Annotated in this window: 13 protein-coding genes and 1 tRNA gene; 11 read left to right on the top strand and 3 right to left on the bottom strand. The window is 52.6% G+C overall.

Translation table 11 applies throughout. The annotated features are described in order from the left end of the window. Positions 1 to 27: 27 nt before the first annotated feature. Entirely contained in the window at positions 28 to 1,506 is a 1,479-nt protein-coding gene (locus ACYVAM_RS04455; protein ID WP_461064356.1) for a RagB/SusD family nutrient uptake outer membrane protein, read from the bottom strand. Positions 1,507 to 1,622: 116 nt separating this feature from the next. Next, positions 1,623 to 4,676: a SusC/RagA family TonB-linked outer membrane protein gene (locus tag ACYVAM_RS04450; protein ID WP_461064354.1), complete on the bottom strand. Its 3,054-nt coding sequence runs from the start codon at positions 4,674 to 4,676 to the stop codon at positions 1,623 to 1,625. Positions 4,677 to 5,019: 343 nt separating this feature from the next. Between ACYVAM_RS04450 and ACYVAM_RS04445 the strand changes: the two genes are divergently transcribed. The 4 genes from ACYVAM_RS04445 (at position 5,020) to ACYVAM_RS04430 (ending at position 11,380) form a co-directional block, all read left to right on the top strand. After that, positions 5,020 to 6,066 carry a LacI family DNA-binding transcriptional regulator gene (locus ACYVAM_RS04445; protein ID WP_461064352.1) on the top strand — a complete coding sequence of 349 codons (1,047 nt, stop codon included), beginning with the start codon at positions 5,020 to 5,022 and terminating at the stop codon, positions 6,064 to 6,066. Between the two features lie 258 nt (positions 6,067 to 6,324). Further along, on the top strand, positions 6,325 to 8,664 hold the full coding sequence (locus ACYVAM_RS04440) for a DUF7133 domain-containing protein (protein ID WP_461064350.1): 2,340 nt from the start codon (positions 6,325 to 6,327) through the stop codon (positions 8,662 to 8,664). 34 nt (positions 8,665 to 8,698) lie between these two features. Continuing rightward, positions 8,699 to 9,865, top strand: coding sequence for an alpha/beta hydrolase family protein (locus tag ACYVAM_RS04435; RefSeq protein ID WP_461064348.1), 1,167 nt, complete (start codon positions 8,699 to 8,701; stop codon positions 9,863 to 9,865). A gap of 138 nt (positions 9,866 to 10,003) precedes the next feature. Then, positions 10,004 to 11,380 (top strand): Gfo/Idh/MocA family protein, encoded by a 1,377-nt coding sequence (locus ACYVAM_RS04430; RefSeq protein ID WP_461064346.1) that lies wholly within the window; start codon positions 10,004 to 10,006, stop codon positions 11,378 to 11,380. A 149-nt stretch (positions 11,381 to 11,529) separates the two neighbouring features. Here ACYVAM_RS04430 and ACYVAM_RS04425 read toward each other — a convergent pair whose 3' ends face one another. Further along, positions 11,530 to 15,093 (bottom strand): SNF2-related protein, encoded by a 3,564-nt coding sequence (locus ACYVAM_RS04425; protein WP_461064344.1) that lies wholly within the window; start codon positions 15,091 to 15,093, stop codon positions 11,530 to 11,532. A 396-nt stretch (positions 15,094 to 15,489) separates the two neighbouring features. Between ACYVAM_RS04425 and ACYVAM_RS04420 the strand changes: the two genes are divergently transcribed. The 7 genes from ACYVAM_RS04420 (at position 15,490) to ACYVAM_RS04390 (ending at position 22,626) form a co-directional block, all read left to right on the top strand. Continuing rightward, the gene (locus ACYVAM_RS04420; protein WP_461064342.1) at positions 15,490 to 16,356 is read left to right on the top strand and encodes an SDR family oxidoreductase; all 867 of its coding nucleotides are present in this window, start codon (positions 15,490 to 15,492) and stop codon (positions 16,354 to 16,356) included. 74 nt (positions 16,357 to 16,430) lie between these two features. Next, on the top strand, positions 16,431 to 17,027 hold the full coding sequence (locus ACYVAM_RS04415; protein ID WP_461064340.1) for a gluconate 2-dehydrogenase subunit 3 family protein: 597 nt from the start codon (positions 16,431 to 16,433) through the stop codon (positions 17,025 to 17,027). Positions 17,028 to 17,104: 77 nt separating this feature from the next. Next, positions 17,105 to 18,691 carry a GMC family oxidoreductase gene (locus ACYVAM_RS04410; RefSeq protein WP_461064338.1) on the top strand — a complete coding sequence of 529 codons (1,587 nt, stop codon included), beginning with the start codon at positions 17,105 to 17,107 and terminating at the stop codon, positions 18,689 to 18,691. 71 nt (positions 18,692 to 18,762) lie between these two features. Then, entirely contained in the window at positions 18,763 to 20,094 is a 1,332-nt protein-coding gene (locus tag ACYVAM_RS04405; protein ID WP_461064336.1) for a family 1 glycosylhydrolase, read from the top strand. Further along, positions 20,094 to 20,897, top strand: a complete 804-nt coding sequence (locus tag ACYVAM_RS04400; RefSeq protein ID WP_461064334.1) for an alpha/beta fold hydrolase — start codon at positions 20,094 to 20,096, stop codon at positions 20,895 to 20,897. Before ACYVAM_RS04405 ends, ACYVAM_RS04400 begins: the two co-directional genes overlap by 1 nt. Before the next feature lie 8 nt (positions 20,898 to 20,905). Continuing rightward, a tRNA-Pro gene (locus ACYVAM_RS04395) sits at positions 20,906 to 20,979 on the top strand. Positions 20,980 to 21,192: 213 nt separating this feature from the next. After that, positions 21,193 to 22,626, top strand: coding sequence for an anthranilate synthase component I family protein (locus ACYVAM_RS04390; protein ID WP_461064332.1), 1,434 nt, complete (start codon positions 21,193 to 21,195; stop codon positions 22,624 to 22,626). Positions 22,627 to 22,665: the final 39 nt, after the last annotated feature.

Genomic DNA, 22,665 nt, shown 5'->3' with positions numbered 1-22,665 from the left:
GAAAACACGGGTTAAAACCCGTGGGTACTACTTCCAATCCGGGTTCTGCTCCAGCTTGGGGTTGGCGTTGATCTCGTCCAGAGGGATGGGAAAATACTTATTCTTGGCCTGAACCGGGCGCGATGGGTAGACACTGTTCACGGCCCTACTCAACGCCGTCAGGAATTTGCCCGTCCGGGTGAGGTCGTACCAGCGGTCGCCTTCGCCGTATAACTCCCACGACCGCTCCTGAAGCACCGCATCGATGAAGGCATCTTTTCCCAAACTGGGCGTCAGATCGGCCAGACCCGCCCGCTTCCGAACGACGTTGATAAACCCATAAGCCGCTGGGCTAGGTCCATTTACCCGTGCCTCGGCTTCGGCGGCAATCAGATACACATCGGCCAGGCGCAGAATGGGAATGTTGGGCGTGTTGCCAACCGTCGAAATGGGGTCCTGGTATTTCTTGATCAGCACACCCTGTGTCGTGATCAGCGTAATGTTGCGCTGCGAAACGACCTTGTTGCTCTTGTCGACGTAAGTCGTGTCCATTAGCAACCGGCGTTTGTCGGCGGGGTTGAACGAATCATAGAATGACTGGTAAGCGAACATCGATCCGAACGTCGTTTTCCCGTATTCGGGACCGGCGCTGGCGGGTGGCCCCATAAGGCCCGTTAACTGATTGCCCCGACTGGGACTGAACCCACCCTCCGACTCAAATGCCCACATGTTTTCCACACGGGCGGCATCTTCCCGGTCGTACCGATACACGTCCCGCACATCGGGCATCAACGAATACTTACCTGAGTTGATAACTTCCTGCGCTTTCTTCGACGCCGTGGCCCAATCTTCGTTGTACAAGGCCACTTTTGCGTACAGAGCGGCCACGGTTTCTTTCGACGGACGACCCTTCTCGATGCCGGGTCCGGATACCAGCCCGGCGTTGGTGGCCTGATCAAGATCGCTGTAAATCTGTTTGTACACATCAGCTTTCGAACTCTTGCCGACAATGGCTTCGACCTGGTTGCTGCTGGCTTTGATTTTGACCGGCACATCGCCGAAGTTCTTGGTCAACATCCAGTGGTAAAATGCTCGCAGGAAATACGCTTCGCCGATGATCTGTTTCTGACGGGTAGCGTCCATCTTAGCGGCCGGCACTTTTTCGATAATCCAGTTCGCCTTTTCGATGCCATCGTAGCATGACAACCAGATCTGCTGGGGTGACTCGTTCACCCGACCGGCGCTTTTCTGGGTCGTGTAGTTCGGGTCGTAGGTGAACAGCGTGAGCGTGTTCCGGCCCACCACCGCCCGGGGATACGACTGGTCGGCGCTCAAGTCCGACACGATGGTCAGCACAGGCCCCCCGGCCATGTCGGCAATCGGATCATAGGCGGCAATGAGCCCTTTTTCGGCATCAGCGGCCGTTTTGTAAAAGGCTTCGGTATAAATGGACGAATAAATCGTTTCCTCCAACTGGCAAGCGCTGGCACCGAAGAGGATGAGTATAGGAATGAATATCTTTTTCATAGCTCAATGAGAGAATGAGTGAATGATAGAATGGATAATAGGGCGAACAATCAGTTGTAGCAGTGAATACCGTTGCCATGATCTATTCACTCATTCTATCATTCACTCTTTCATAATTAAAAAGTGACCTGCAAACCACCCAGGAACGAGCGGGCGGGGGGATAGACTAAGTTATCGACACCAATGACCGTGTTGCTGCCCGCATAGGTGTTCACCTCGGGGTCGAAGCCGGTGTAGTTGGTGAGCGTGAAGAGGTTGTTGCCGCTGGCATACACCCGGATGCGCTGAACCCCTTTTACTTTAGGCAGCGTGTAGCCCAACGTCACGTTTTTGCAGCGCAGGTACGAGCCGTCTTCCACAAATCGGTTGCTCACCGGCAGGCGGTTGCCCAGGGCTGCACTGGCATACTCCTGACTTGGATTCGTAGGCGACCACCGATTGGCCATACCCGCGTACAGGTTGCGCTGTCCCAGGGGCGTTTCGAAGGCAAATCGGGCCTGGTTGTAAATGTCGTTGCCCTGCGTGCCGGAAAAGAAACCGCTCAGGTCAAAGTTTTTGTAGGCCAGGTTGGTCGAGAATCCGAAGATGAATTTGGGGTTTGGGTTGCCCGTTACCGTCTGGTCGTTGGCGTCAATTTTTCCATCGCCGTTGAGGTCTTTCACCTTGTGGCCGCCCAACCGACCGTCGTAGCCGGGCAAAATGGTTTCGCCCGTTTGGTTGATGCCGTCGAACACGTAGGTTTTGAAAAGGCCCAGCGGTTGCCCCACGCTCAGGATGCTGTACGTGGTTACAAATCGCTCGTTGGTGGTGCCGCCGTCGAGGTCGAGGACTTCGTTACGGTTGATCGTCGCGTTAGCGGACACATCCCAGCGCAGAGGTCCCTGCAAAATCCGGGCGTTGGCGGCCAGTTCAATCCCTTTATTTTCCAGCGAGGCAAAGTTGCCCGTGATGCTGCCGTAACCCGACGAGAGGGGCAGGGTTTTGATATAGAGCAGATCGCGCGTCTTTTTGCTGTAGGCATCGACCACAAAACTCAGTCGGTTGTTGAGCAGGCTGATGTCCAGACCAATATTAGCCTGCGTCGATTTCTCCCAACGCAAATCGGGGTTGGCAATGCCCAGCGGATTGATCCCCGTCAGGTAGATATGATTGAACTGATAATCAGAAGGGTTCGGATTTGGCGACCCGACTATAGCCAGCGACTGATAAGGAGAAATTCCGCCCGCATTACCCGTCAGGCCGTAGCTGGCCCGCAACTTCAGGTCCGACAACCAGCCCACGTTTTTCAGGAACGGTTCTTCGATGATACGCCAGGCTGCGGACACCGCCGGGAAGAAACCGTACTTGTGGTTTGCTCCGAACTTGCTCGACCCATCGGCGCGGGCGGTCAAGTCCAGAAAATAGCGGTCTTTATAGCCGTAATTGATGCGGCCCAAATACGAATCCAGCCGCTCTTTGGTCCGGCTGCTGCTCACCGTCCGGGTCAGGGCCAGTTGCAGGGCTTCGTTTTCGGTAGCGTCATTGGGGAAACCTGTCGCATTGATGGTGTTACTGTTGGCGAGGTTGCTCTGGGTGGCAAATACGCCCGTGAACTTGAGGGTATGATGCTGCGCAATGGTTCGGGTGTAGGTCAGTATACTTTCGTGAAGCAGTACCAGGCTATTGGCATTCACTTTAGCCCCCGAGCCGGAGTTGTCGTTGAGGTCGGCCGCGTTCACGATGGAGCGGGGCGAGTAGGTATTCCGAAGGCTGTTCTGTAAATCGACATTGAACGACGCCCGGTACGTTAAGCCCTGAAACAGATTGACTTCGCCATACAGATTCGCTAGTGTGCGTTGAATGCCGACCTGATTTTTGATAGCGGCCAGCCCCAGCGGGTTTGCCACTTCCCGATACTGCCCGTTTGCCTGTTCGCCAAACGGGAACAGGGAGCCATCGGGGCGATATGGTTGGAGGTTCGGTGGTGCGCCCAGAGCCGCCCCCAAAATGCTGCTGGTAATGAAATCGCCATCGCCGAGGCTCGTAGTACCGTACGGAACGCCTTTGTTGATGGAGTAACTGCCCAGGATACTCGTACCAACTTTAATCCGGTCGCTAACCCGATGGTCAACGTTGAGCCGGAGCGAGTACCGTTCGAAGCCGGAGTTGATGATGACGCCCTGCTGATTAAAATAGTTGAGCGACAACGCCAGCTGCGTTTTCTCCGACCCGCCATTGATCGTGAGCTGGTGATTCTGGATGGGTGCCTGCCGGAAAACGAGGCTCTGCCAGTTTACACCCTGGCCCAGACTGGCCGGATCAGCGTAATAATTATTCTTGAAGGCTTCGTTTTCCAGCTGTGCAAACTGGGCGGCATTCAGAACGGGGATCGTTTTCGAGACTTTCTGAACGCCATAATAGCTTTCATAACTCACGCTCGTTCGACCCGTTTTACCCCGTTTTGTTGTGATGAGCACCACGCCGTTGGCCGCCCGCGAGCCGTAAATAGCCGTTGCCGAAGCATCTTTCAGCACTTCCACCGATTCGATATCGTTGGGGTTGATGGTCGAGAGGGGGCTAATCTCCGTCAGGCCACCGCCGTTCGAAATCTGGATACCATCGACAATATACAGCGGTTCCGATGTGCCGTTAATGGAGTTCGTTCCCCGGATCCGGACGCTGACGTTGCCGCCCGGCGCACCCGAATTCTGGACAATCTGGACCCCCGCCACCCGCGCCTGTATGCCCTGGGCCACGTTGACCACGGGCGTTTGCACAAGGTCCGATGCCTTAATGGACGCAATGGAGCCGGTCGTTTCAATTTTGCGTTGCGTGCCGTAGCCAACGACAACTACTTCATTCAGCGACCGATCGTCGGCTTTCAGCCCAATGTCAATGGTGCTCCGGTTCGAAAGCGCCACCTCCTGCGGTACGTAGCCGATGGACGAGAAGGTGAGCGTACCCGTACCGTCAGTTACCGACAGCGTATACTGACCATTCGCATTAGTCGTCGTGCCCAATTGAGTACCCTTCACGACGACGTTGGCGCCGGGTAATCCTTCATTCGTGGCCGAGTCGGTGACCCGCCCTGTAATGGTTGTTGCTCGGGGTGCCTGCGCCTGCCCTGTCAGCGTGGCCAGCAGTAGACCCAGCAAGCCGACTCCTGTTCGTAATGATAAAATAGATTGCATAGGTCAAGCAGCGTTGGCTACCTTTTAGTTTTTAGGAATGGCAAAATTAAAAAAGTACAAAATTTGTAAACCTCGTAGATACAGTAGCCGGATGAATCAATTGAAATGAATCGGTGGCTCCCTGCTCTCCACTATAGGGCGAATAGCTACTTTAGGCTATTATTATTTGATATTACGGTCCTAGCTTGATTCTACAAAGAATTTTTTGACTTATTTTATTGGGAATGTTCCCAAAATTTTGGGAACATTCCCAATAAAATACCCGATGTAGGCGTTGACCAATCGACTGTCTGGCCTTCGGCAACAAACCAAAATTAGATTAGTTATATAATTTCAAAATCCAGTGGCGACTCATCAGACAACCATTATCGACATTGCCCGTGCGTTGGGCGTCTCCAAGTCGACTGTATCAAGGGCTTTGACGGGGCATGCAAATGTCAATGAAAAGACACGGCAGCGTATCCTTGACATGGCTGCTCAAGTCGATTACCAGCGAAATCAACTCGCCATTTCCCTGTTGACGAACCGGACCGGGACGGTAGGCATCATTGTGCCGGAATTTATCAGCTTCTTTTTCCCGAAAGTCATTATCGGAGCGCAGGAAGAGATGGCCAAATCGGGTTATAACGTAGTCATCTGCCACTCAAATGAGTCGTATGAAACCGAAGTGTCCAATGCGAAGGCCTTGCTGGCAAGTCGGGTTGATGGCCTGATCATATCTCACACGAAAGAAACCCGCAACTTCGACCACTTCAAGGTATTCCAGCGGAAGGGAATTCCGGTCGTATTCTTCAACCGGGTTTGTGAGGACATGAACGTCTCGAACGTAACGGTGGATGACTATAATGGCGCCTTTCGGGCGGTCGAGCACCTCATTCAAACGGGCCGACGCCGGATTGCTCATCTGGCCGGTCCTGATACACTCGCCAACAGCCGCAACCGGCTCAATGGCTATCGGGACGCCCTCCGGCACTATGGGCTACCCATTGAGCCGGAGCTAGTGATTGCGTACGATCTGAATCTCGACAAGGCGAATATTTATGTAAACCACTTACTGAACCTGCCCAATCCACCGGATGCCCTGTTTGCGATGAATGACCCAACGGCGCTCGAAGCGCTGAATGTCGCGAAACGCCGGGGCCTATCCGTTCCCGACGATCTGGCTATTATCGGCTTCAGCGACGATCCAATGTCGGCCCTGATTGAGCCGGGTTTAACGACGGTTGCCCAGCCCGTCAACGAGATCGGGCAGCAAACGGCGAATTTATTGCTTCGGCAGTTGCAGGCAAAAGAAGGTGAGTTTGAACCGGAGCGAATTATATTACCGACGAGCCTGATTGTCCGGGGGTCAACCGTGAAGGCAATACCAGCCAGCCTTCCGGCCGTTTAGCAGCAAAAGAATGCGTAGATCATTCTTTGATAAGTAGCCAAACAGAAACCTTTGACAAAGCAGGGGCCCTGGTTGCCAGCTTAGTAGAGTTACCCGTTTTGTCAAAGGTCAACTTACCACAGTTTGGCTGCCTAACTCGGAGTACGCTCTCTTCCGACCAATTTCCGCTTAAAGTGTAAAAAATACGTGATAAGCCAGCAAAGAATGGAGTAAGAGTTTAGTACAACTATCTTTTGGTTTTGTTCTAAACATACGCTCATGAAAAATAAGCTCTGGTTACCAGGCTTGCTTTCGTTCTCGATGCTGGTCGTTACCTGTAAAGTCGTACAGCAAGCCCCGCCCGATAGTGCAAAAAATACGGCGGTAGCAGACACCGTTCCAGCCTTTGTTTCCAATCCTTCGCCTGTGCAACTAACGCCAGAACAGAGCCTGAAGGCTTTCCGGGTGCCCAAAGGCTATCATATGGAACTGGTCGCCAGCGATCCGATGATCCGGGAGCCAGTGGCGATTGCCTGGGATGGGAACGCCAGAATGTATGTAGCTGAAATGGATACCTATATGCAGGATGCTGATGGCTCTGGTGAGCATGATCCGATCAGTCGGGTTATGCTGCTCGAAGACACGAATAACGACGGTAAGATGGACAAAAGCTCCGTTTTTATCGACAAACTCCTGTTGCCCCGCATGCTTCTGTGCGTTGACCATGAACTGCTGGTCAACGAAACCGATACCTACGATATTTATAGCTACAAGGATACCAACGGCGATGGCGTAGCCGATCAGAAAAAATCCGTTTATCAGGTTGGCAAAAAATCACCCGGCAATCTGGAACACCAGCGCAGTGGTTTAGACTGGAATCTGGACAACTGGATTTACCTAACAGTTGACCCTGTGCGTTTTCGTTATACCAAAAATGGCCTCAAGGCAGATTCGCTGCCCAGTGGTTCAAATGGACAATGGGGCCTTACCCACGATAACTACGGCCGGTTATTCTTCTCGCGGGCGGGTGGCGAAATCCCGGCCTCGGGTTTTCAGATCAACCCCGTTTATGGAGGTCTGGAATTCCCGGATCAATACAGCGAAGAATTTAACGCGGTTTGGCCAATCATGTCCACTCCCGATATTCAGGGTGGCCTGAACCGGCTCCGGTTGCCCGATAGTACGCTGAACCACTTTACGGCCAGCAACGGACAGTCCATTTTCCGGGGCGACAGACTCCCGGCTGATCTGGTAGGCGATTATCTGATTGGCGAGCCCGTTGCCCGGATCATTCGTCGGGCCAAAGTAATCAACACAAATGGTAAGCTAAGGCTGGAAAATGCCTACAAACAGCAGGAGTTCATTGCGTCGACCGATATGAACTTCCGGCCCGTAAATACCTATACGGGTCCGGATGGTTGCCTGTACATTGTGGATATGAACCGGGGCATTATTCAGGAGTCGCAGTGGACACCGAAAGGAAGTTACCTGCGGCCTCAGATCGAGCGGTTGGGGCTGGACAAAAACATACAGCATGGCCGTATTTTCCGGCTGGTGCACGATGGCATGAAACCGGGGCCGAAGCCGCACATGCTCGATGAATCTAGTGCTAAACTGGTTACCTACCTCGACCATCCGAATGGCTGGTGGCGCGATAATGCCCAAAAGCAACTTGTTGTTCTGGGTGATAAGTCGGTGGTTCCCGCACTGAAGCAGACTGTGTTGGGTCAGCCCGGTTCGCCCCTGAAACAGCCCTCGGCGCTCGGCCGCCTGCATGCCTTATGGACGCTGGAAGGGTTAGACGCGATTGATAAAGACCTTGTCTTTACGGCCATGAAAGACGCTGATCCACAGATTCGGCGGGCGGCTGTCCTAATCAGCGAGCGATACATCAAGCAGGATGACGCCGATGCCATTGCCAGCCTGCAAGCCCTTAAAAACGACCCAAGCTACGATGTCAGAACGCAGTTGGTGTTGTCGCTGCACGCCAGCAAATCCGATAAAGCAAATACGCTTGCGAGCGAGGTCATTGAGCAGAGCGCTAACAACGAGATGCTGGTCGGTGCGCAGAAAAGTTTATTGAAAAATGACGCCGTCAAAACCTACGGCCTGCGTCTGGGGCGGCTCGAACCCGAAGATCGGAAGATGGTTCTGGCCGGTGCCAACACCTTTAAAACGCTTTGCGCCAGTTGTCACGGACCCGATGGCAAGGGCCTGGCCGTTGGCGGAAGCAGCATGGTCGCCCCCCCGTTGTTTGCCTCCAAACGGGTGGTGGGTGATAAGGATGTGCTGATCAAAATCCTGCTCAATGGTTTATCCGGCCCAGTCGATGAGAAAACCTATCCCGACGTTATGCCATCTATGGCGGCTAATGACGATGAATGGATTGCTTCGGTTCTGAGCTACATCCGTTACGAGTTCGGCTACACGGGTAATTTTCCGCCCTATACGCCACCGCCTGGGCCTCGTTCTTCGGGCAGCGGCCCACCCCCGGAGATTGTGAAACGCCGGAGTTACAAGCCGTTTGTAAAAGCCGAGGACGTGAAGCGCATACGCGAACAGAATACCGGACGTACGAAAGCCTGGACACTGGCCGATCTGGAAAAAGTGGGCGAGTAACGAGGGAAAGAGTTAATAAAAAATAGTAAAGCTTATGAAAGCCCGAGCCCTGATTGCCTGCTATGCCATGGGCCTGACAATGGCCATTGCCCAACCGAACCCGGCACGGCCTGATTTGTGCCAGGGGGCTTATTTCACGGAAGCGGAAGGAGCTGCTGCCTTACGGACGTTTGCCCAGACTCATCATGACCGCGCCAGTTGGGAAGCACGCGCCAAGCTGATTCGGCAGGGGCTGCGGGATGGAATGCAGTTACCCGAAAAACCGAAATTTGCCCCTCTTCAACCCATTCGGCACAGTTTGAAGAAACAGAATGGCTATACGGTCGAAAATGTAGCCTTCGAGAGTATACCCGGTTTTTTTGTGACGGGTAATCTATACAAGCCACTGAATGCCAGCGGAAAAATACCGGCCGTTCTTTGTCCACATGGGCACACCCCTAAAGAGGATGCCCGCTTTGTGGAACAGACCCAGCAGCGATGCGCCACCATGGCCCGCCTGGGAGCCGTTGTATTCGTCTACGACATGATCGGTTATGGTGATTCAAAGCAGACATCGCACAAATTATCCGAAGCACTGAAACTGCAAACCCTGAATGGCATGCGCTCCCTCGATTTCCTGATGAGTTTACCTGAGGTAGATAAAAACCGGATTGCCATGTCGGGAGAGTCGGGCGGGGGAACCCAGACCTTTCTGCTAACGGCGCTCGATCAACGGATCAAGGTGTCGGTGCCTGTGGTTATGGTGTCGGCTCACTTTTTTGGAGGCTGTACCTGCGAAAGCGGGATGCCCATTCACAAGCGTCCCACGCACCAGACCAGCAACGTAGAACTGGCCGCTTTAGCTGCTCCACGACCGATGTTACTTGTGTCCGATGGTAAAGACTGGACAAAGAATACGCCCGACGTTGAATTCCCCTACATCCAGGCTATTTATGGGTACTATGGGGCAAAGAACCAGGTAGAAAACGTGCATTTGCCCGCCGAGGGCCATGATTACGGACCAAGTAAACGGGCTGCAGCCTATCGGTTTCTGGCTAAAGAGCTGAAGCTGGATTTGAATCGAATACTTAAAAATGGAGAAATCGACGAAAGTCCCAATACGTTACTGGAGCCAGCCGCTTTGCTGGTTTTCGATGCGGCTCATCCGCGCCCAACCCGGGCCGTTATGGGCGACGAAGCGGTCATTGCGCTGCTGAAGTAAGGTTTAATAAAGAAGAAAGATGGCCAGGAAGTAATCTATCTGCCTGATTAGGTTCGTATCAGGGCGCAGATACAGCTTGTAAAACGTAAAAAATCGTACCCCTAAACCCGGCTTTTTCGGCCGAAACTTTCAATTCGCATGGATATTTTCAATATCAATCGTCGTCGTTTTATTCAGGGCACCACTGCCTCACTTGCTCTTTCGGCCTTTGGGGCGAGGGGAATGGACCTTATGAACCCGCCCAAGGCCTATCGGGTCGGCCTGATCGGTACGGGCTGGTATGGTAAAAGTGATTTGTTCCGGCTCATTCAGGTGGCTCCTGTAGAAGTCGTTGCGCTTTGTGATGTCGATAAAAATATGCTGGCTGGTGCCGCGAAACTGGTAAGCCAGCGGCAAAAATCGGGTAAGACGCCCAAGCTCTATGGCGATTACAAAAAAATGCTGGCCGAGAATCAGATGGATATCGTGCTCATCGGCACGCCCGACCACTGGCACGCGCTGCAAATGATCGATTGCGTGAAAGCTGGCTCCCATGTCTACGTACAAAAGCCCATTAGTGTGGATGTCATGGAAGGAGAAGCCATGGTTGCGGCAGCGCGGAAATACAATAAGGTGGTGCAGGTTGGTACGCAGCGCAAAAGTACGCCACACCTGATCAGGGCGAAAAAAGAGATCGTCGATGCCGGCCTACTCGGTAAGATATCGCACGTAGAGATGTCCTGCGACCTCCATATGCGCAACAATGGAAACCCACCTTTGCAGGCTGTTCCCGATTTTCTGGATTACGAAATGTGGACGGGGCCCGCTCCATTACGGCCTTATGACGGGTTGCCGCACGTGCGCTGGTGGCGGACATTTATGGAATATGGGAATGGTATTACGGGCGATATGTGCGTGCACATGTTCGACACCGTTCGCTGGATGATGAATCTTGGCTGGCCTAAACGGATCAGTTCGCACGGCGGCATTTATGTTCAGAAAGAAGGAAAATCAAATATTTCGGATACGCAATCGGCTCTGTTCGAATATGATGACCTGAATTGTGTGTGGCATCACAAAACCTGGGGAACGGCCAATAATCCGGATTATCCCTGGTCATTCACGCTTTATGGCGAGAAAGGAACGTTGTGGGGCAGCACCATGCAGTGCGACTTTATTCCGGATGGGAAAGGCGAAAAAATCCACCTGGATGTCGTCTACGAGAAAGAGAAATACCCCGAAGATGTTACAGAAGATACGAACCCTAAAATTGAGCTGAACGCGGCTCCGGCAACGCGCTTACACATGCTCAATTTCCTGGACGCCATCGACAAAAACAGCCGCCCTGTCGCCGACATCGAGCAGGGGCATATCTCAACCGCGAGCTGTATTCTGGCCAATATGGCCATGAAGACCGGCCGTCCCATGGTCTACGACCCCGTGAAGCGGGAAGTAGTCGGCGACAAAGAAGCGACCAAAATGCTGGCACGGGATTACCGTTCGCCATACACCCATCCCGATCCGAAGAAGGTGTAGAGATTTACTAAATTACACAAACGGGTGGCCGCTTTTGAAGCGGCCACCCGTTTTTATGCGATGCATATCTCCGCGGTGTCGGTTACTTACAACCGATAGGCGAGGTTTCTCAAAACCTCGCTTGGCCGATTTGAGAATCGGCCATTACACTACCCCAAACTCACCAGTTCCTTCAGTTCATCGTCATTCAGATCACCGAGCCAGGTTTCGCCGGTTTTCACGCTGAGGTCGGCTAATTCGCGTTTGGATCGGATCATTGCGTCGATCTTTTCTTCGAGGGTGCCCTGATTCATGAGCCGGTACACCAGTACATTTTTGGTTTGACCGATGCGGAATGCCCGGTCCGTGGCCTGCGATTCGACGGCCGGATTCCACCATAAATCGTAATGAATGACGTGGTTCGCCTGGGTCAGGTTCAGACCCGTACCGCCCGCTTTGAGCGACAGAATAAACGTATGATCGCTGCGGTTCCGTTGAAATTGCTCCACCATCTCATCGCGTTGGGAGCGGGAAGTGCCGCCATGCAGAAACAGAGGTTGTGTACCGAAAGCCTGCTCAATAAACTGGGCCAGTAGCTCACCCATTTCTTTGTACTGCGTGAAAATCAGCACTTTCTCGTGGTTAGCATATATTGTTTCGAGCAGATTGAGCAGCAAGACCGTCTTACCTGATAGAGCCGGGAGGTCCGACCCACGCTTGAGATACTGCCGTGGGTGATTGCCAATCTGCTTGAGGGCCGTCATGAGTTTTAGCACAAGGCCCCGGCGGGCAATACCGTCTTTCTCTTCAATAGCCCGCAAACTCTCCTGCACCACGCTCTGGTACAAGGCCGCCTGCTCGGGTGTGAGCGTACAAAACTGATTATTTTCAATTTTGTCGGGGAGGTCGGTAATGATACTCCGGTCGGTTTTGACACGACGCAGCAGAAACGGACTCGTTATGCGCCGGAACTGATCCAGTTTCTGGCGGTCGCGCTCCTGCTGAATCGGTTTGCCAAACTCTTCATTGAACTTGGTCAATCCACCCAGATAGCCCTTGTTGACGAAGTCCATAATACTCCAGAACTCCGATAACCTGTTCTCGACGGGCGTACCGCTCAAGGCGATCCGAATGGGCGATTTTAGCGATTTAACCGCTTTCGTCTGCTCGGTATCGGCATTCTTGATGTTCTGCGCTTCATCGATAACCACCACGGCCCAAGTCGTCTTCTTGAACTTTTCCAGATCGCTTCGAATAACGCCGTAGGTTGTCAACAACAGGTCGTAGTCGTCACCGCGCTCGGCGGGGAGTTTCCGGTTCGAACCGTGGTAAATGCGGGCTTGCAACTCGGGGGCAAAACGGGCTATTTCCTTCTGCCAGTTCGTTAACAGCGTAGTTGGCAAAACAACCAGTCCTTTCTGTTTCTTGAACCGGCCCTCCTGCCGAAATTTGAGCAATAAGGCAATGATTTGCAAGGTTTTACCCAATCCCATATCATCAGCAAGCAGACTGCCCATGCCCAGAGCCGTATTTTTAACAAGCCAGTCGTATCCTCGTTGCTGGTAGGGTCGGAGGGTCGCGTCCAGCGATTCGGGCAAAGGTTGAGACGCACTTTCAGTGAACTGCTGAACCAACTCCCGTACTTCGGCCGACAAGCCTAACCGGTTGCCTCTAAACTCTTCGGCCAAGGCGGCCCGCAGTAACTCCGTTCCGGTCAGTTCGGGTGGACTTTCGAGCTGCTTGTAGAGCTTGGTCAGATCACTCGGGTCGACCAGCACGTATTGGTCTTTAATTTTGACCAGACCCGTATTTCGGCCCACCAATTTCTGAAATTCCCGTACGCTCACCATTTCGTTCCCGAGCGCCACTTGCCAGTCGAAGGTCAGCATTTCATCCAGCCGCATAAAGGCGTTGCTGGCTGTCACTTTGGCCTTGAGCCGCCCACCTGCCTGCGGACGCACCCAATGCCGGAGCGATTTAGGTAACCAGAGCGCAATGCCAAGCAGTTGCATGCGGGGCAGTGTATCGAGCAGAATCTTCACAAACTGCTCGGGCGAATAGGTCAGGTAAGCCGGTCCGCCGGTTTTCGTCAGCTTTGCCAGGTCAGGAAAGTGCCGCGCCAGAATCAGCAGGTCCTGAAGCACATCCATTCGGATGCGCTCGTATGGATCCAGCCCGCGCGCTTTCTTGTCCAGTAGATCAGGTAATGGAATAGGCGCGGTTGGCGTGCCGTTTACCAGAGGGCCTTCGCGGTCGCGGATCAATAGACTTAGCCGGAATTCGTCGCCCAACTCGCTGTCTTCAACGGCCAGAATAGGCACGAATCGTTTGTGGGTCAAAAAGAAATCATTGACCCACAGCTGCATGGCCAGCGGCATTTCTTTTCGGCCGAAGCCTTCAAACCGGACGGTTTCGACCCCAAAAAATAGCCGGTCAGCATCTTCGAGGGGCCACCGCTCCCACAGTTCAACGGTGGTGGGTTTGATAACACGACGCAGAAATAGTGAGCATAAGGTTAAAATCTGTTGCTCATCGGGCAGAGCGAGCCATTCTTTTTGCCAGCGGACAGTAAGCAGCGTGGGCGGAAGCTGGGTAGCCAGTTGATCGGTCAGGCGTTTGACCGTCTCGTTAAGTGTTGCCGGAAGCCACCGTACCCGATAGTGTTCTTCGGTAGGACCGACCCGCAGCAGTTGTGGCACAACAGCCCCCCGGCGCAGGAGCGCAGCCGAAAATTGCTGCGTCAGGTAGAGAGCCCGAACGGAATCGCTCATTTCGGGCCAGTCGGCTTCGGTGAGGGTATCGAGCCAGTTGATCAGATCGCTCATGTCGAATCCGCTGATCGACCGGGGTTCACCATGTTCGCTGAACATGCTTATTTTCTTGACCGTCATTAGCTCATCGAGTTGCAGCTCAATGCTGTCGCTAAAGGCAGGGCCAATGGGGCGAAGCTTTTCGTCAGCAACCAACTCTTTCTCAATTGGCTTGCTGAATAATTTATACGCTCTGCTCAACGATTTATGAAAATCGCCTTTGGTAAAGGTAACGTCGGTGGAGAGCAGCCCTAAAAGCTGGTCGGCCAGGGGTGGAATGGTCGCAAAGTCCAGGCTGGCCCGAATGGTTTCATCCGGATGCCAGTCTTCATCTTCATCGGGCAGTTCATCGGTACCAATGTCTCTGAACGACAACACGGTATCCAATGTGCTGGCGATTCCATCGACCTGACTTTTTTGTATTTCGGCCAGTATATCCAGCCCTTTCAATTGAAAAACCAAAAATGGATTTCGGTCAATTTCATTCGCGATCGTATAAATAACAGCCGCCAGGTGCTTACAGGGAATGGCCTCATCGGGGCAGGAGCAGCCCATTGTCAAATCCCGGAAAGAGCGGGGAAATAAGCGAATGTTGCGTTTGTCGGCAAACTCCGTCAACTCAGGCGGCAACTGTCGGTTAAGAAGCTGGGCCAGCGTAGCCGGATTTTCATTTATTTCGGTAAGTAACGCCGTCTTTTCTTTCTCTGTAAAGAGGGGCACCGATAACTTGGACTTGTAAGGGCGTGGCGCTGTCCCTTTGATCGAAGCACTAATCTGATTCTGAGAAATAGACAACCCCTGCACGGCCCCTTTATTCGCGTAGGTCTTCCCGCGTGGCAATCGGTTGGCCATGTCAATGCTCGTTAGCGCATTGAGCCACTGTTGTCCCCACCATGTTTTGCCATAGGTGATTCGTTCCGCCATGATACCCAATTGAAAATTCCGCCGTAAAAATAATTGATTAACCCGTTAGCGTAGGATATGGGTTCCGTTGGTGAACCTATAGGACATCCTGGCATCAGGCACTTTTCGATAGTAATTGAACGAACGCAAGTCGATTATCCACAAAAAAAGAAAATCGATGAATCAATCCAGCCGCCCAAACGGGCAATTACGTAAGCCCTATTCGCCAGATGAGCCCGCCAAAAATAAACCCGGAAGAGGCATATATGCGCTAGCAGAAGACAAAGACCAGCGAAACTCCCGGTGGTGAAGAGACTCCTCTTCACTGGCTATAACAAAAGCGTTGAACAGCTGTTCTTGTCTACGTGCCTGGTCCGGTCAGTGAATTGACTTAACGGGCACTTGCTCAACAACGACATGGAAACAACTGAATTTCGCCCAACATCGGAGGAGATCCCTGCTCAGCAACTCCCCTACCCGGCCCGGCAGTCGGACATGAACCCGGCCCCCGATAGCGACCTATCGAATTACAAACCAGCCGGTAAACTCACTGACAAGATTGCCATCATTACCGGTGCCGATTCCGGAATCGGACGCGCCGTAGCTATTGCGTTTGCGATGGAAGGGGCCGACGTCGCCATTGTATACAACGAAAACACCGACGACGCTAAATACACAAAAAGACTTGTTGAAAGCAAAGGACGGTCGTGTCTGGTCATTCAGGCCGATGTTCGGAGTTCGGCCGCGTGTAAAGATGCCGTTCAACAAACGGTGGATCACTACGGCAAATTGAATATTCTGGTTAACAACGCAGCCTTTCAAATGGCCCAGTCAACACTGGAAGACATAACCGAAGAGCAGCTCCGGCGTACGTTCGATACCAACATTCTCGCTTATTTCTTTATGGCTCAGGCCGCGCTGCCACATTTGCACGAAGGCGACGCCATTGTTAATACCGGCAGTATAGTTGGTATTGTGGGCAACCCAATTCTGGTCGACTATACCGCGACCAAAGGGGCGATTCACTCGTTTACAAAATCGCTGGCCATTCAGTTAGGCAAACGGAATATCCGGGTAAACTGCGTTGCACCGGGCCCCGTCTGGACACCCAATATTCCGGCAACAATGCCCGAGGATGAAGTCAAAAACTTCGGCCATGAAGTGGCCCTCGCCCGGCCCGGACAACCCGAAGAACTAGCCCCTGCTTATGTCTTATTAGCCTCCAGCGAGGGGAGCTTCATGACGGGCAGCATCATTGAAGTAACCGGCGGCAAGCTGGGATAATCATTTGTGTATGATATGGAATGCAGGTGCTTCCATATCATACACCCTACATACCCTACCAAATACACTCCACCATGCACCCTCACTACCCACCGAACACGGTTCGTGCATTGCTCGATACCGATCAGGTAACCGATGCCACACGACAGGCGCTTATCGAACGCCTTCAACTGTCCCCTCATCAGCCTACTTTCTTTTCAGCCAGCGAGTTTACGCTACTACAAGCCGTTTGCAATCGCCTGATTCCGCAGGATAATTCCTCTGGCTGGATTGATATGGCGAGTAACATCGACAAACGATTGAGCGAGAAAAAATGTGATGGCTGGCGTTACGATACAATGCCTGCCGACGAAGATGCCTACAAACTTGGCTTGCGGGGTATTGACGAAAGCGCTCAATTGACCTTTCAACAGGGATTTCGAAACATTTCTGCTGAACAACAGGACTTTATTCTAAACGCCGTTCAGCGCATGGAAGCACCGGGCGACACCTGGAAAAACCTTCGCGCCGACCGGTTTTTTGAAGAACTGTTGACTGAAGCGACTGAAAACTATTATAGTCACCCATTGGCACAGGAAGAAATTGGCTATGTCGGTATGGCCGATGTTCCGGGCTGGCACCGTATTGGCCTGAATCTGTTGGAAGACCGCGAACCTAAACGCATCGGGTAAAGGGCCTGGGGCAGCGGTTGGCAAAACCGCTGAATGTATCAAAAACACCTCGCTCTATGTCCTTTGACCCAATTACTATGCAAACTTACTCAACTACAGAAATCGTTGACGCGGTCATTATTGGCACGGGAGCAGGGGGCGCGCCCTTGCTAGCCCGCCTTGCCAGAGCAGGCTTACGCGTCGTTGCTCTCGAAGCCGGTACCCACTGGAACCCCGCCCGTGATTTTGCCACCGACGAAAAAGCACAGGAAAAGCTCTTCTGGAATGATGAGCGACTGAGCGCCGGTAACGACCCTTTACCATTCGGAAGCAACAATTCCGGCACGGGTGTTGGCGGCTCTACGCTCCACTACACCGCTTATACACCCCGGGCCCAGCCCGACGATTTTCAGATCCGTACCGATTTTGGGGTGGGCCAGGACTGGCCAATCGGGTTTGATCAGCTTGAGCCCTACTATGAAGAGGTCGAACAGTTTCTGGGTGTTTCGGGCCCAGCGGCCTATCCGTGGGGGCCCGCCCGAAAACAGGGCTACGCGCTGGGACCACTCCCGGTTAACGGAGCCGGTCTGCTAATGGAACGGGGTTGTAAAGAGCTGGGAATTAAAACATCCCCGGCAGCCAATGCCGCTTTGTCCGCGCCTTACTATCAGGAAGGTGTGGGGTATCGTCCGGCCTGTACCAATCGGGGATTTTGCCAGTCGGGTTGTAACATCGGTGCCAAGGCTAGTATGGACGTTACGTACATTCCGCTGGCGATCCAGTATGGGGCCGAAATCCGGCCGGAATGCTTTGTGACGCAGTTGCCCAAAGATGCATCCGGCAAACTGACCGAAGTGGTGTATATCCGCAACGGGCAGGAAGAACGCCAGCGTTGCCGGTATGTGTTCCTCTGCGCGGGTACCATAGAAACGGCCCGGCTCTTGCTCCTCAATGACCTGGCAAACAGCAGCGGTCAGGTTGGCCGGAATGTGATGGCGCACCCCGGATTGCAAATTTGGGGCGAGTTCGACGAAGACATTCGCCCCTACAAGGGCATTCCTGGTGCGTTGATTTCGGAAGATACCCACCGCCCGAAAAATCGCAACGGCGGACCGGTTGATTTTGCAGGTGGCTATCTGCTTCAATCGATTGGAGTGATGCCGGTTACGTACATGACCCAACTGGCACGGAGCCGTGGATTATGGGGCAACGCCCTGAAACAGGCGGCCCTGGCCTATAATCATGTGGCGGGGATCAATATTTTGGGCGACTGCCTGCCCCATGAACACAACTATCTGGAATTATCGGAAGAGAAAGATAACCGGGGCGTTCCAAAACCTCGTATCTACTTCTCCAACGGCGATAACGAAAAGCGCATGACCGCCCATGCGGACAAACTCATGCGGGACATCTGGGCCGCGGCAGGTGCCAGAAACGTTTGGGCTTTCCAGCGCAATGCGCACGTTATCGGCACCTGCCGAATGGGCAACAACCCCGAAACGGCCGTTGTCAATGCTGATGGGCAGTCATTCGACATTCCGAACTTATACATCAGTGACAATTCAACTTTCCCCAGTGCGCTGAGTGTCAATCCAGCCCTGACAATTATGGCACTGGCCCTTCGAACAGCCGACCGTTTTTTGGCGAACGAAGGCGCAAAAACCAGGTCAGACGCCATTCACTGATTTACCTACATTTCTTTCACTGATTTACCGTTCCGACGGGCCGGTCGTTTACTTTTTGCTCTTTACCACCTATGAGCTTTCTGACTATTATCGAAAAAAAATATGGCGACGGCAATTTTGACGGCGATCAGTTTGGGGGAGCCGGTGGCCACGATGGCAGCGGTTCGCCGGAAAATAACCCGTCGAATTTTATGTTTGCCACGGGCATCGAGTGCTCCTACCCTACTATTCAGAAGGGTAAAGTCCGCCGGGACTTATTGCGCGAGTGTGGACATTATGATCGCTGGAAAGAGGATTTAGGGTTGGTTAAAGAAATGGGCCTGAACGTCCTGCGTTACGGCCTTCCTTACTATAGCATCCACAAGGCCCCGGGCAAATATGACTGGAGTTTCGCCGATGAAGTCATGGGTGAAATCAAACGCCTGGGCATCATCCCCATTCTTGACCTGATGCACTTCGGGGTTCCGGACTGGATCGAGAATTTTCAGAATCCTGAGTTACCGATTCACTTTGCCGATTATGCCGCGGCCGTCGCCGAACGCTATCCGTGGGTCCGCTTCTACACGCCCGTCAACGAGATTTACGTGACAGCCCGAATCAGCGCCAAAGACGGTGTCTGGAACGAGCAGCTCAAAACCGATAAGGGGTTCGTGACGGCCATAAAGCACTGTGCAGCCGCCAGTATCATGGCGAATCAGCAAATTGCCAAACGCCGGAATGACTGTGTGATTGTGCAGAGCGAAAGCGCCGAGTTTACGCATGAGCTATACGCAAAGCCTTCGCCCCAGATAACGCTGGAGAATGAACTGCGCTTCTTATCGCTGGATCTTCTATACGCTAATCCGCCATCGGCTACGGTAGGTATGTACTTACTGGACAATGGCATGACTCGCAAGGAATACGACTGGTTTATGGCCGGAAAACCACCGGGCTATCAGATCATGGGCAATGATTATTATGGTCGGAACGAGCGCATTCGACTGGCCGATGGGACCATTCAGACATCAATGGATGTGCTGGGTTGGTATGAAATCACCAAGGACTATTACGAGCGCTATCGTATGCCGGTCATGCACACAGAAACTAACGTTTTCGATGCAGATCAGGCATCTATATGGCTCAACAAACAATGGGTTGGTGTGATGAAAATGCGTCGGGATGGCGTTCCCGTTATGGGATTCACCTGGTATAGCCTGATCGATCAGATTGACTGGGATTCGCAACTGGGTGAGTTGAACAACAATGTGAACGAGTGCGGCCTGTATGACCTCGATCGCAAGCCGCGTCCGGTAGCGCAGGCCTACAAGGACTTGCTCAATGAGTTTGGCCAGATTACCATCGTACCCCACGGCGAAGTCCTCGAATTGACCGATCGACCCGCCCGCCTAAAGGTCCAGGTCTGATGAAACATAACGTTAACGGTGTTAATCTGAACGTACTGGAGCAAGGCAGCGGTTCGACAACACTTATTTTCCTGCATTATTTTGGCGGCTCGTCACTCGAATGGCAAGCGGTCATGAGCCAGCTTTCGGATCAATATCGCTGTCTGGCCATCGATTTGCGCGGTTATGGCGATTCAGACGCCCCGTTAACGGGCTATTCCGTCGATGATATGTTGGATGATGTTATTACGCTACTTAACACGTTTAACCTAAATAAATTTGTGCTGGTGGGTCATTCGATGAGTGGAAAAGTGGCATTGGCGTTAGCTTCCCGACAACCAGAGAGCCTTCAGGCATTGATCCTTGTTTCGCCATCGCCCCCTGTACCGGAGCCAATTCCGGACGACGAACGGCAAAAACTGTTGCAAGGCTATGGCCAGCGATCAGCCGCGGAACAAACGCTCAAGAATATCACGGAAGCGCCCGTGTCGAAAGCAGTTCGAGAGCAAATCATTGCAGACGATTTACGAACGGCCAAACCGGCCTGGGATGCGTGGCTGCTGGCGGGTAGCAAAGAAGATATTTCGGACCGTATGTCGGCGATCAGCGTCCCGGTTCATATCATCGTCGGCACCGACGATCGGGCCTTGCCGCCTGATGTACAACATCGAATGGTATTACCTTATCTGAAGACTGCTTCATTCGACACCATTGAGAAAGCAGGCCACCTGCTGCCTTGGGAAGTGCCGGATAAACTAGCTTTATTTATTCAGAAAAAATTAGATACACTTGTTCAAGACAAAACAAACGTTTTATCTTTGTAGCCGCAAGGCGGGGTGTAGCGCAGCCTGGTAGCGTGCTACGTTCGGGACGTAGAGGTCGTGGGTTCGAATCCCGCCACCCCGACACAAGTTTCAGCAAGCGCATTGACGTTACATTGTAACAATAGGAGAAAACATGAATAATTCGGTTAACAACATGATTTGGTGGTGGCACTCTTCTCAACAGGGATGAGGTTGCCGCTATTGTTGTTTACCAACATATATACAAAGGCTCACCGCATCCCGGGGAGCCTTATTTTTTTGCCCATTTTTTCCAGCATTCCAGCCTAACAAAAACATGATCACAACCCAGCCAACCACCTACCGCGTTGTCAGCCGCCACAAACGGATGCTGGCCGACATCATCACCCCGGTCAGTATCTATCTGCGAATCCGCGACCGTTTCCTGAACAGTATTTTGCTCGAAAGCTCTGACTACCACGGCAACGACAATAGTTTTTCGTATATCGCCTTCGACCCTGTGGCCAGCTTCTCTTATGAAGCCAGACTACTGACCACCCGAATGCCAGGTGATAACGAGCAAACAAGTACGCTGGACGAACAGTCTATGCTGGACGCGCTGCAACAGTTTAAAGATAGTTTCCAGCACGAAAAAGCGCCATTCCCGTTCATCACCAACGGCTTATTCGGCTACTTCGGTTACCAGGCAGTGCAGAGTTTCGAAGACATTACACTCCACGCGCCCGTTCCCACCGAAAACCAGATCCCGGCGGCTGTCTTTACGGTTTATCGGTACGTACTGGCAATCAACCACTTTAAAGATGAACTGTACTTATTTGAGCACAGCTACCTGCGCGATGGCGAAACACAATCCGACAGTACGTTAGACTATATCAGCGACCTAATTACGGGTCGTAATTACCCGACTTACTCGTTCAGTCCGGCGGGGCCAGAGGAATCTAATTTCACGGATGATGAATTTCGGGGCGTCATCCAGAAAGGGAAAGACCACTGCCAGCGGGGCGATGTATTTCAGATCGTTCTGTCACGTCGGTTTTCTACACCCTTCGTTGGTGATGAATTCAACGTGTATCGGGCCTTACGTTCCCTGAACCCCTCCCCTTATCTGTTCTACTTCGATTATGGCAACTATAAACTATTCGGCTCTTCGCCCGAATCACAGATCGTTGTCAAGAATCGGCAGGCGACCATCTACCCTATTGCGGGTACCTTCCGCCGTACGGGCGACGATATTCGGGACGCCGAACTTGCTCAGAAACTATATGACGACCCGAAAGAATCGGCTGAACACGTTATGCTGGTCGACCTTGCCCGCAACGACCTGAGCCGGAATTGCGATGTAGTAAAAGTGGAGACGTTCAAAGAAGTGCAGTATTATTCGCATGTTATTCACCTCGTCTCGAAAGTTGTCGGTGAGTTGACCGAAACGGCGGACCCGCTTCAGATCGTGGCCGAAACATTCCCCGCCGGAACGCTTTCGGGAGCGCCCAAGCACAATGCCATGCAACTGATCGACCGGTACGAAAACATAAGCCGTAGTTTCTACGCGGGCAGCATCGGCTACATGGGTTTCGATGGCGAGTTCAACCATTGCATCATGATCCGCACGTTTATGAGCAAAGACAATACGCTCTACTACCAGGCAGGCGCTGGTGTCGTGGCGAAGTCGGTCGTTGAAAGCGAATTACAGGAAGTTCACAACAAGCTGGCTGCGCTGAGAACGGCTATTGAACAAGCGAAAACTATATAATGGTTTATGGTTTTCGGTTTATGGTGTGCTGACGTCTGG

The organism is Spirosoma horti, assembly GCF_054776595.1.
This window is presented reverse-complemented; position numbering and strand designations above follow the sequence as displayed.